The sequence below is a fragment of the Niallia sp. FSL R7-0648 genome, from assembly GCF_038007005.1.
Lineage (GTDB): Bacteria > Bacillota > Bacilli > Bacillales > Cytobacillaceae > Niallia > Niallia circulans.
In genome coordinates, this window is record NZ_JBBOWE010000001.1 from 2,403,938 (window position 1) to 2,416,084 (window position 12,147).

12 protein-coding genes are annotated in these 12,147 nt (G+C 35.9%); all 12 read right to left on the reverse strand.

All coding sequences use genetic code 11. The features are described 5' to 3' along the window. Nucleotides 1–49 precede the first annotated feature (49 nt). A complete protein-coding gene (ypjB, locus tag NSQ89_RS11640) occupies nt 50–850 on the reverse strand; it encodes a sporulation protein YpjB (protein ID WP_047940377.1) in 801 nt (266 codons plus the stop codon). 73 nt (nt 851–923) lie between these two features. Next, on the reverse strand, nt 924–1,517 hold the full coding sequence (locus NSQ89_RS11645; protein WP_047940376.1) for a DUF1405 domain-containing protein: 594 nt from the start codon (nt 1,515–1,517) through the stop codon (nt 924–926). A gap of 125 nt (nt 1,518–1,642) precedes the next feature. Further along, the gene (locus NSQ89_RS11650) at nt 1,643–2,188 is read right to left on the reverse strand and encodes a ReoY family proteolytic degradation factor (RefSeq protein ID WP_047940375.1); all 546 of its coding nucleotides are present in this window, start codon (nt 2,186–2,188) and stop codon (nt 1,643–1,645) included. A gap of 138 nt (nt 2,189–2,326) precedes the next feature. Further along, the gene (locus tag NSQ89_RS11655) at nt 2,327–3,589 is read right to left on the reverse strand and encodes a tetratricopeptide repeat protein (RefSeq protein WP_047940374.1); all 1,263 of its coding nucleotides are present in this window, start codon (nt 3,587–3,589) and stop codon (nt 2,327–2,329) included. Between the two features lie 24 nt (nt 3,590–3,613). Next, on the reverse strand, nt 3,614–4,513 hold the full coding sequence (locus NSQ89_RS11660) for a hypothetical protein (protein ID WP_047940373.1): 900 nt from the start codon (nt 4,511–4,513) through the stop codon (nt 3,614–3,616). Nucleotides 4,514–4,652: 139 nt separating this feature from the next. Continuing rightward, complete coding sequence (gene aroA, locus NSQ89_RS11665) at nt 4,653–5,945, reverse strand: 3-phosphoshikimate 1-carboxyvinyltransferase (RefSeq protein WP_047940372.1); 1,293 nt, start codon at nt 5,943–5,945, stop codon at nt 4,653–4,655. A 15-nt stretch (nt 5,946–5,960) separates the two neighbouring features. Continuing rightward, nucleotides 5,961–7,064, reverse strand: coding sequence for a prephenate dehydrogenase (locus NSQ89_RS11670; protein WP_047940371.1), 1,104 nt, complete (start codon nt 7,062–7,064; stop codon nt 5,961–5,963). A 27-nt stretch (nt 7,065–7,091) separates the two neighbouring features. After that, nucleotides 7,092–8,195 carry a histidinol-phosphate transaminase gene (gene hisC / locus NSQ89_RS11675; protein ID WP_095259099.1) on the reverse strand — a complete coding sequence of 368 codons (1,104 nt, stop codon included), beginning with the start codon at nt 8,193–8,195 and terminating at the stop codon, nt 7,092–7,094. Nucleotides 8,196–8,211: 16 nt separating this feature from the next. Then, complete coding sequence (gene aroH / locus NSQ89_RS11680) at nt 8,212–8,577, reverse strand: chorismate mutase (protein ID WP_047940369.1); 366 nt, start codon at nt 8,575–8,577, stop codon at nt 8,212–8,214. Further along, nucleotides 8,578–9,660, reverse strand: a complete 1,083-nt coding sequence (aroB, locus tag NSQ89_RS11685; RefSeq protein ID WP_095259101.1) for a 3-dehydroquinate synthase — start codon at nt 9,658–9,660, stop codon at nt 8,578–8,580. After that, the gene (gene aroC / locus NSQ89_RS11690; RefSeq protein ID WP_341132644.1) at nt 9,660–10,832 is read right to left on the reverse strand and encodes a chorismate synthase; all 1,173 of its coding nucleotides are present in this window, start codon (nt 10,830–10,832) and stop codon (nt 9,660–9,662) included. The genes aroB and aroC overlap by 1 nt, the downstream gene beginning before the upstream one ends. A gap of 195 nt (nt 10,833–11,027) precedes the next feature. Beyond that, nucleotides 11,028–11,801, reverse strand: a complete 774-nt coding sequence (locus NSQ89_RS11695) for a CheR family methyltransferase (protein ID WP_341132645.1) — start codon at nt 11,799–11,801, stop codon at nt 11,028–11,030. Nucleotides 11,802–12,147 lie beyond the last annotated feature (346 nt).

Sequence of the window (12,147 nt, forward strand, 5' to 3'; positions counted from 1 at the left end):
TCTTGTAGTATATTTTTATTGTAAGCAGGAAAAACACCAAAGTCAAATATTATCCCTTTTTTGTTTTTCTTTTTTCCGCTTTATCCCCGAGATATTTCCGCCAGCCAACGTAGGATAAAGTAAGGATAATAATACTTCCGGTCGAAATAATTACCCACCATAAAGAGGGATCTGCCTCATCTTCATAGAGTTGATTAAAAACATCCTGCAATTCACTTTCTAATTGGGTTACTTCCTCCAAATCGCCTTGTTGATTAAAAACTTGTAATCGATACGTATTCATAAACTCTACAAGGGAGTTTAATTCTTGAAATTGTGCGGCGGAAACATCCAGCTTAAGACTTGGATAAATAATTTGATATAACGATAGAAAAGAATCTAACTTTTCATCAAATTTTTCCTTATCATCTAAAAGGATAGCATCCTTCATCTCTCGATAGGTTGACATAACAGGTTCTTCCATCTGTGTCCATAAAGGTTGTTCACCTGATGAAACAGCATCAACCGCCAATCGAAATTTCGTTACCGAATTTATCCGTTCGTCATTTTTAATTGATTGATTAGTGATTGCCTCTACCGCTTCATCATGTGTACCAGTTAAAATCCTCCGTTCATCTACTGTAAATGGACTTCCATTTACACTAACTGAGCTAAACTGGTTCGAAAAATAATCAAGAATTTTTTTTGCATCCTCATAACGTTCTGATCGTACAAGCTGTAATACCTCATCTGAAAGCGTATCTAGTTCATCCAATTCCTTTGCAGGCGTTTTTTGGTCTGCATATACAGAAAAAGAAATAGGCAAAAGTAAAATCAATATCATTAACAACATAACCAATTTAGCCTTCATTCTTGTCCCTCCTCTATCTACTATTAAAAATGTATGATGAGTTGGACAAGGTTAGACTAAAAAAAATGCAATTCTATTGAATCCTCCATTGTAATTCCTCGCTCTTTTTATAGGCATAATAGGCAATCGATAGACTTAAAACACTGAGCCAGAAAGTAAAGTAGCCGATATTTGCCATATATTGATCTAATACACTATATTTAGGCATCATTTTAAACACATAATCTATCACATCATTATGCAATGTCCAAATCGCTACGAGAATAATATGCCCCCATTTAAAACGATAAAAAGGAATATATAATAATCCTTGAATGGCCATTGCCCCATGTGAAATAATGAGCATCCATGAATCAATGCCAATTTTTCCTGTTTCAAAATAAACAAGGAAGTTCATAACTACTGCCCATATACCATATTTAAATAATGTTACTACTGCCAGCGCTTCCATTAGCGGCCAGTTTTTTCTCCATAAAAACGCGATCAATACTAGCACAAAAAAAAGGCTTGCCGTTGGACTATCAGGTACAAACAATAAAAATTTCGCCGGTGTTTCCGCCAACTGATATCTATACCAATAATAGCCATAAACCGTTCCGAAGAGGTTAATAGCGAGTAATAGTCCAATAAAAGATCGATTACTTAATATCATGTAAATGCTTCTCACACTTTTTCTCCTTTTTCTATCTTTATCGTCCTATTTTACCATAGTTTATAAAGTATCGGAAAATCTATCGATATTAAAATAATCCCGCAAAGTCTATTATCAGCTTTACGGGACTAACTGCTTTTTCATTTATTTTGAAAGAACTTCAATTGATTTGTTAAGGTAATAAACATCTCTTTATCGCCATTGTCTAATGCCTCATCAATTAATTGGAGAAGTTTTTCTTTTTGGAATTTTTCTATACTCTTCACTAAAAATTGTTCTGCAATCATTTTATCTTTTTCGGTAATTTGCAGTTTTTTCGGCATAAATGGATTTTCAACTAACACAGCTGCATATTGATGAACTTGATTCGATGCATAAAAATTAAGCTGAATATAAATATCTTCATCACGATTAAGGCGGATATCATGAAAAGACTTTTCTGCATCTGTAGTCATCACATTTTCTTTATAAAATCTAAAAGGTACTTCATCTACACAATGCGTGGACATAATTAAACCTCTTGGACATTTCTCTGCATTTTCAACAAAATGGACTTTTTCCATCAATTGATCATGACTCATTAAATAATTTAAAATCCATACACATTCCCGTCTCTTCAATTGATAGTGATTCAAAAACCAACGAATGAAGTCTTTTTTCTCGTTGACAGATACAGGGGTTTTCATTTTGTAATTCCCTCCTCTGCTTGCAACAAATTTTTACTATCCAACCTGTTTTACCTGCGTCTAAGGAAATGACAATTCTCTTTGCACTTGATAAGCCTTTTGACAACGTTATTATTAAATCTGGTTCATCCAATAACTTTATTCGTTATCCGTAAGGCGTTGTAATATTTCAATATACTCTTCATTACTTGGATCTGTTTGTAAAAGCATATTAAAAATTTCGGCAGCATCCTTTCTTTTTCCTTCTTCTAAAAGAAAATATCCATAATCATATAGAAAATCTGGAAGTTCTTTAAAGAAAGTATATGCTAATTGATATTTGTTTAATGCCTCTGAATATTTTTCTATTCCATGAAATGCTTTAGCAGCATCCCAATGTAATTGAGGTTCTTCTATTTCTTGGTTATCCATCATCTCAATTAACTCTAGGACATCATCAAATCGATCTTGTGTTAAAAATAATTTATTTAATAAAAGAACTGCTTCTGTGTATTCAGGATCTATTGCAAGCGCTTCTCTAAAATGTTCCTCAGCCTTTTGCTCGTCACCACGTTTTAAAGCCAATTTACCACCATATAAGTACAAATCTTTATTAAACTCATCTTGCTTAATTCCCTCGATAACTGTATTATACGCTTCATTCAGCATTTCTTCCTGCTCATAGCTGCGAGCTAAATAGAGATATAAGGAATGGTAAGAAGGATCCAGTGCTTTTACCTCTTCAAACCGATTTATAGCAATTGTATATAATCCTGCTTGCGATGCAGTCAAAGCAAGATTAAAGAGCGTATTAATCTCGACTTTTTCCTCAAGCGCTTTTTCATAATAAGGAATAGCATCTTCAAATGCTCCCCCAGCACTTAGATTATCTGCAATTCTCCCATTTATATTTACGCCAGCGATATTTTCCTCTTTCGGTAACACCTTTTGGTAGGACTTAATCGCCTCGGTAATTTTTCCTTGTTCTGCATATAATTCACCTAACGCAAAATCGATAATTACTTCATCTGGTAAAATTTTTTGCGCTTCTTTTAGTTTTTGTTCGCTAACCTCATATAACCCATCCATTTGATAGAGATCAGCAAGCAATAGCAAAGCTTGAGGAAATGAAGGATCATTCGGGTTTAATTGTTCCAAATAAGAAATCGCGGCTTCTTCATTGCCTATTTCCATTTCTACTTCCGCAGCAAGAACAAGTAATTCCCCTTCTTCTGGGTAAGCTTCCAGTAAAACTAAGAATAAATCTTTAGCTTCCTCCAAAAAGCCTAACTGAAATAATTCTTCACCCAGCACAAACCTTTCTTCATTATTTCCCGATTTTAATACATCCTGGTAATATTTTAATGCTTTGTCTTGTTGACCGTCCTCTAATAAAGAAATAATTTCATTAACTCTTTCCATATAATAATCCTCTCTAATCCCCTTCTATACTGTCAGGAAGGAAGGTACTTTTACTTCCAGTAATTCACCAAATCCAGGGCGGTAAAACACTTTATCCCCCGCTCGAATACATTTGCCTTTGTGTATGGTCATTTGTATTCTATCATAATGATAATGAAACAAATCATTTTCTTCAATATTTATGATTGAATCATCCATAGCAAATAAATTATATGTTACTTCTCCACCTTGATACACATTTCCTTTAAATGGATATATCCCCATTTTCACTAAATCATGATAATCTATTGCTATTCCTTCATTTATCTCATGGGGAATAGAGGGTATTTTAACATCTCTCATTAAGATTGACCACATATTTTGTGCTATTTTCTTTTCTTGTGGATCTTTCGTTAAAAAAATCGGAACTAATGGAGCGTTATAGGGGAACAGGGCTTCTTTTATCCATCCCCAAGGTACTTGGTATAACGCTTTTATATCTTCTACCTCGATAAATATAACAGGGATTTTTTCTCTTTTGCATCCTCGTATAAAACTTGGTGATAGCAGTTTTAAAGGAATTTTCACTCCAGCAACATAATCAATCGCACAGTTTAACAAAGGATTCTTCATTTTTTTCACTTGTAACGGCAATTCCCTTTCTCTGTTAACCTCTAAATAAAACAGCAAGGTTGTACACCCTTTTTTAATTAAATTTTCTTCAATGTATTGTTTTTGTTGAGTATAGGAAAGAATTCGCGTGACGTGATTATCAAGCATAACTGTGGTGGGAGTCATCATATAAGGGGAACCATCCATTCGCATATATTGATAAGAGTGAAATGTATCTCTCATCAATTCCACCCTGTTATCCTCAATTAGAATGGAGGTCTTTTTTACTCGCTGCCTCTTTAATAAATGTATATTTTCGATGATATACTGCATCCTAAATCGCCACCTAGTCTTTTTAAGACAAGCTATGATTTAAAGTTTGCAAATATTCCTCCTGCATGATTTTAATCTTATTTATCGTCAGGAAAAAAATCGCCGATAAACATAATATGTTCATCGACGTCCTCTGTTATTATCCATTTGATAATGCATTGAGATGCTCGAAAAACGAAGGATAAGATACTGAAATTGCCTTAGCATTTTGAAGGATAAGTTCTCCTTCACAAATCTGTGCAGCAATCGCCAGCATCATACCGATACGATGATCTCCATGAGAATCCACTTTCGTTCCGATAAGCTTCTTCCCTCCCCGGATAATCATCCCATCCTCCGTTGCTTGTATATCCGCACCTAATTTCTTTAACTCGGTTACTACTGTATCAATTCTATTCGTTTCCTTCACCTTAAGCTCATGAGCATCCTTTATCACCGTTTCCCCTTCAGCCTGGGTAGCTAATAAAGCAATAATTGGAATTTCATCAATTAACTTCGGAATAATCTCGCCCTCAATCGTTGTTCCCTTTAAATCACTTGTAGACACGGTAATCGTTCCTGTAGGTTCAAATACATCGGTATCATTTTTATGAATCTCCATGCATGCTCCCATATTATGAAGAACATCTAAAATACCAGTCCTAGTAGGATTAAGACCGACATTATTTAATGAAATTTTACTGTTAGGAACGATGCAGCCAGCTACAAGGAAGAAGGCTGCAGACGAAATATCACCTGGGACATGAATATCAGTTCCAGAAAGCTTTTGAGCACCTTCTACAAAAATCTCCTTGTCTTTTCTGCTAATTTCGCCTCCAAATCGCTGAATCATTCTTTCGGTATGATCTCTAGTAGGTACAGGCTCTATTATTTTTGTAACTCCATCTGCATTCAGACCTGCAAATAAAATGGCTGATTTAACTTGAGCACTTGCTACTGGTAATCGATAGGTAATACTCTGTAAATTACCGCCTCGAACGGATAAAGGAGTATATTTTCCGTCTTCCCTGCCATCAATTTTTGCCCCCATTTCTCTTAGAGGAGCAACAACTCTTGTCATTGGCCGTTTGCCAATGGATGAATCACCAATTAGCGTACTATGAAATGGTAAACCGGATAATATTCCTGTTAGCAAGCGGATAGTTGTCCCTGAGTTCCCAACATCCAAAATATCTTTTGGCTCTTGTAATGCCTCCATTCCTTTTCCGTGTATTACCACTTCTTTTTCATTTTGTTCTATTAGTACACCTAGCTTCCGGAAACAAGCGATGGTACTTAAGCAGTCATCGCCTAATAGAAAATTTGTAACCGTTGTTTTCCCATTTGCTATCGATCCAAACATAATCGAGCGGTGAGAAATTGATTTGTCACCAGGGACTGCAATTTCTCCTTTTAAGCCTCGATTTTTTGTATTAAGTGTGATTAAGTCCAATAGCTTCACATCCTTCTATCCTATCGTAGTATCATAATTAGAATAGGCAGCGATACACTTCTGTGCTCTTATTCTATCTTCTTCGGTTTGAAAACTAATTGCCAGAATCCCGAATATCTCTTCTCTGGTTTCCATTATTCTAATATTCGTTATACTTATTTTTTCTTGAGCTAAATAACCTGTAATCTCAGATATAACCCCTGGATAATCCGGTACATCCACATATAAATCATAAAAAGCTGGGATTGCCCCTTTTTGATCTTGGGGCAAACCATCTCTTACCTTTTTCGCTCGGGAAAAATAGTCATATAATTCTTCGGCACGTTCATTTTCAATGAGAGTAAGGACTCTGTCCATTTCTTTTTTCCATTCATTCATTAACTCAATTAACACGTTTTTATTATGTATTAATATATCCCGCCACATAGAAGGGCTGCTAGAAGCGATTCTTGTAATGTCTCTAAATCCTCCGGCTGCTAACCTAGTTACTAGTTTATGCTTTTCACTAATCTGATCTGCTTGATGTACAAGTGATGCAGCAACTATATGCGGCATATGACTGATAGCCCCAGCTAACAAATCATGCTCTTCAGGAGAAATAACAAGAAATTTCGCATTTGTGCCTTGTAACCATTTTAATAAACACTGAACATGCTGATCCTCAATTTTTTCATGGGGAGTTAATAAATAAAAAGCATTTTCAAAAAGAAGTACTTTTGATGCTGAAACACCACTTTTATGGGAGCCAGCCATTGGATGTCCCCCAATAAAAGTAACGTTTTTATCTAATAGTACTTGTGACTTTTTTGTAATAACAGACTTAGTGCTTCCAACATCTGTGATTATAACTTTTTCTTTCAATTCTATTTTAGAAAGTATTTCGATGATTTTTTCTGTTTCTTTAACTGGTGTAGAAAGAATAATCAAATCAGCAGTTTTTGCACCTTCTTCAATCGTTGTTGAAAGATTATCAATAACCCCCATCATACTGGCTAATTTCAAATTATCCACGGAAATATCAAAACCTGTAATGATGCTTTCTGGGTGTTCTTTTTTTATACATAAAGCTAACGATCCACCTATAAGTCCTAAACCTATTATGAAGACGCGACCGTTCATTCTATCACCGCCTTCTATTCCCAATTGTTATTGCGCCACTTTCTTTTCAGCAAGAAACTGTTTCATTGCTTCAATCAAACCATCGTTTTCTTCTTTTGAGCCTATTGTAATTCGAACAGAGGTTGGATAATTCAATGGAACACCTGAACGGACAATATACCCTTTACTCATTAAGTATTGAAATACTTCATCCCCATCTATTTTGAAATCAACTAGCACAAAATTTGTTTGTGATGGGAAGTAGGATAAATTATTTTCCTCACAGAAACGATATAACTGTTCAAGACCTTCTCTATTTTTCTGACGACAAGATTCCACAAACTCTTGATCCTTTAGGGCTTCTTCTGTTGCAATCTGCCCTAATGTATTAACATTAAATGGTTCCCTTACCGGATCTAATGTGTTTAATAAGCTAGCATTGGCAACACCATATCCTACACGGAAACTTGCAAGACCATATATCTTTGAAAATGTTCGTAAAACGATTAGATTATTAAACTGTCGGGTAAGCGAAATAGCTTCATAATAATCTTCCGCCACTACATACTCGTAATACGCTTCATCAAGTACTACAAGCACATCCTCTGGAACTTTTTCTAGAAAAGCAAGTAAGTCCTTCTCAGGAATATATGTACCGGTTGGATTATTTGGACTGCATAGCCAGACAACACTAGTATTATCATCAATAGCTTTAAGCATTGCAGGCAGATCATGTTCTGCTTTTTCTGTTAGAGGAACTTCTCGAACCTCTGCTCCATCAACGACTGCATTATGCTTATATTGCCCGAATGTATGACTAGCCATTACCGTATTTAAGCCTGGTCTTAACAAGGCTCTAGATATCATTAAAATAATTTCATCTGAACCATTTCCTAATACTAGCTCTTCTGGTTTAACCTTTAAAAACTCAGCTAATGCATAGCGGAGGTTTGTTGCATATCCATCGGGATACAATGCATAAGAGCCATCGACTTTTTTTAAAGCCTCTAATACTTTTGGAGAACTCCCAAATGGATTCTCATTAGATGCAAGCTTAACAATATGATTGAGATTAAATTGTTTTTTCACTTCTTCTATCGTTCTACCAGGTTGGTAAGCTTTCAACCCTAAAAGCTGCTGTTTCCATTTCATTATATTCACCTCAAGTTTATTGTTTTGTTAAATCTGGTCTTAATTGAATCGCTTTTTCTAAATAAGTATGCTGTATTTCATCCTGCGGCAGCTCCGTGTTCCAATGCATCATAATCCGAATACACTTTTCTAATGCAAAAGGAACAGCTATTTCTTTCATACACATGACTGGAACATATGTCCAATCTTCTTGCATACGAATAATTTTAGCTGGGAAAGCAGCATTTATATCATCTGTAACCGACAAAAATACGGATGCTACATCACATGCCTTTATCTTATTTGCGTTTATCATCTCTTTAAAAAGTCTTTCTGTCGCAGAGAGAATTTCTGCTTCGATATTGTTTTTAACCGTTATTGCTCCTCTAACGCCTCTAATCATCTACTTCCCACCTTTAAATAACCCTAATTCTTCTCTAATTACCTCTTCAGTCACTTCTACTAGAACAGGAAAACCTATTTCTTTCAAAAGGACAAAACGTATTGTTCCATTTATAGATTTCTTATCCTGTCTCATTCGATCAATTAAACGTTCTATTTCCAGATCACTTGGAATATCACAAGTATATCCTAGCTGTTTAAGCCACTTTATATACTCCTCCATCGAAAATACTATGTCGTATTCTCGTTTGCTTAATCTTAACGCAAATATCATTCCAATCACGACAGCTTCTCCATGAGTAAATTTTCCATACCCCATCTCTGCCTCAATTGCATGCCCTAATGTATGCCCAAAATTCAAAAAGGCGCGTACGCTTGTTTCTCTTTCATCTTTTTCAACAATCGCTTGTTTAACAAGAATACCTTTCTCAAGAATTTCAGACCAATAAGCTATTTTTACTTGTGATAAATCACTTATCTTGCTATGTAGTTCTTGATAAAAGGTTATATCACTAATTAACGCATGCTTGATTACCTCTCCAAACCCAGATTGAAGTTCTTGAAGCGGCAGCGTAGATAGAAACGTTGTATCATAAAAAACAGCTTCTGGCTGATTAAAAACACCAATCATGTTTTTACCCAAAGGATGGTTTATAGCCACTTTCCCGCCAACCGCACTATCATGAGCTAAAATAGTGGTTGGGATTTGAATAAAAGGAATTCCTCTCATAAAGGAAGCAGCTACATAGCCTGCTAAATCACCGACTGCTCCGCCACCTAATGCTAATACTAGCGATTTACGATCAAGGTGCTGTTCTAGCATATAGGTCAAACAAGCATAAAAAACATCGAAAGTTTTTGCCTTTTCTCCTGCTGGCACTATATAGCTAATGACAGGAAAGGAGGAAAGTTTCTTTTCTACCGTTTTCAGGTGCAACTTTTCAACTGACTCATCGGTAATAATTAAAACTTTTGTTACATCAACAAATTCCTTTTGCAGAAATGCTGAAAGCTCATCAATAACACGTTCTCCGATCCATACATCATATTGTTTCGACGTTGTTTGAATGGAAACAGTCTGCATTAGAATTCCCTCGCGTGTCTATTGTGCTCAGCAATATTAGCTGCAAGCCCTTCAAATCGATCAGCATAAAATTGATCGACAATAGCTGCAGCAAGCTCCCAAGCAACAGCATGCTCTGCTACTACGGATGCCGCTGGAACTGCACAACTATCACTGCGTTCAATGCTTGCTGTAAATTCTTCTTTTGTATCGATATCTACACTCTTTAATGGTTTATATAGGGTAGGAATTGGCTTCATAACGCCTCTTACAACAATTGGCATACCATTTGTCATTCCACCTTCTAAGCCGCCTAGACGGTTTGTTCTGCGAGAATAACCTTTTTCTTGATCCCATATGATCTCATCATGGACTTCACTTCCTGGCTTTCTAGCAGCTTCAAATCCTATCCCAATTTCTACTCCCTTAAATGCATTTATACTCATGATTGCAGCAGCAAGCTTCGCATCTAATTTACGGTCATAGTGTACATAACTTCCCACACCAATCGGCATACCTTCCACAATTACTTCTACTACACCGCCAATGGAATCGCCATTTGCTTTCGCTACATCAATGGCATTCATCATTTTTAAGCCTGCTTCTTCATCTAAACAGCGAACAGGAGAATTTTCCGTAATTTCCTTAAGTTTTTCAATCGACTCATAATTAGTTATATTTGATTTTATACCACCAATTTCGACAACATGTGAGGCAACGTTAATCCCTAGTAAGTCAAGGAGCTTTTTCGCCACCGCCCCTGCTGCTACACGAACTGTCGTTTCACGGGCAGAAGATCTCTCTAATACATTTCTCATATCACGATGACCATATTTAATGGCGCCATTTAAATCTGCATGTCCTGGACGTGGACGACTTATTTTTCGTTTGATTTCGTTTGCTTCCGCTTCATCAATTGGATCCTGTCCCATAACTTTGGTCCAATGCTTCCAATCATTATTTTCTACAATCAATGAAACCGGTGAACCTAACGTATAGCCATGTCTAATACCGCCGCCAATTTCAACGGTATCGGTTTCTATTTGCATTCTTCTTCCTCTGCCATGCCCCTTTTGCCTTCTAGCTAACTCCTTATTTATATCTTCAGCTAATAAAGGCATTCCAGCCGGAAGTCCTTCGATAATTGTAATTAATTTGGGACCATGTGACTCCCCAGATGTTAAATATCTCATAATGAATCCTTTCTCCCTTCAACGCTTTAAAGTGATTATGTTCCAATATAACATACCAATCCTGTTATGAATAGTGAAAATCTAAAAATCCTCGTAAAATATTACCACGTGATTATCCTATCCATAAGAAAAATAGCAATCATGTAAACAATGGCAAAACAACAATAATTTTTGCCATGTTGTTTTGCCATTAACTTATATTTTCCGATAAAAAAAAGTATCTGCTGTCTCAAATCCATATTTAGCAGGTGTAAAAATTTGCTCCGTACTCCCCACAAAGAAAATCCCACCAGGTCTTAATGCTTGAGAAAATTTATGGTAAAGTAAATCTTTTGCATCCTCTGTAAAATAGATGAGAACATTTCTACATACAATTAAATCAAATGGTCCGCCAAACGAATCCGATAATAAGTTTTGCTTCTTAAATGTTACATTTCTTTTTACTTCCTCTTTTATTTTGAACATTGCACCATCTTTCTCAAAATATTTATCCTTCTGAGCGATTGGTACTTCGTTTAATGCTCGTTCTAAATAAATCCCCTTCTTGGCCCTGTCTAAGGCGTTAATATCAATATCGGTCGCAAGAATTTGAAAGTCTCTCCATTTCATTTCATTAGAAAGAAGCATAGATAAAGTGTACGGCTCCTCTCCTGTTGAGCAAGCTGCACTCCAAACCTTTAATTGTGCTTTTGATTGTAGAAGAGATGGTAAGATTTTTTTCTCCAGTACTTCCCAGCGTTTATAATTACGGTAAAACTCAGAAACATTAATTGTCATTCGATCTAATAGCTCGTCCAATAAATGTTTATCCTTATGTATCGCTTTAAAATAATCTTCAAAAGAAGTAAAACCTCTTTTTTCATAAAGAGAAGTCAACCTTCTTTTCATTTGTGCTTCTTTGTATAAAGACAAATCTATTCCAGATAATCTGTAAAAATTCTTTATAAACTCTTGAAAATCCTTCTCCATTTAAAATTCCTCACAAGTATAATAAAATCAACTACTTTTTAAGTATATACGATTTTCCCACAAAACGGCCAAATTTTATTCCGATTATTCATATAATTACTAGAAAAGCGGAAGCGACTGGTTATCGGTGTACAAACTGGAGGGCACTGACTGAGATAAAGGAAACACGATGAACGTTAGTGAATCGATGTTGACTTATCGTAGGGAAGCGGCCGAAGTTTGCTAGACGATAGGAGCTGGAGCCATACATTGAAAAGCGGAAGCGACTGGTTATCGGTGTACATACTCCACGGTACCAACTTTCTTAGTTTGATCGTTCAAATAAAATAGCTGCCCTGCATAGGAC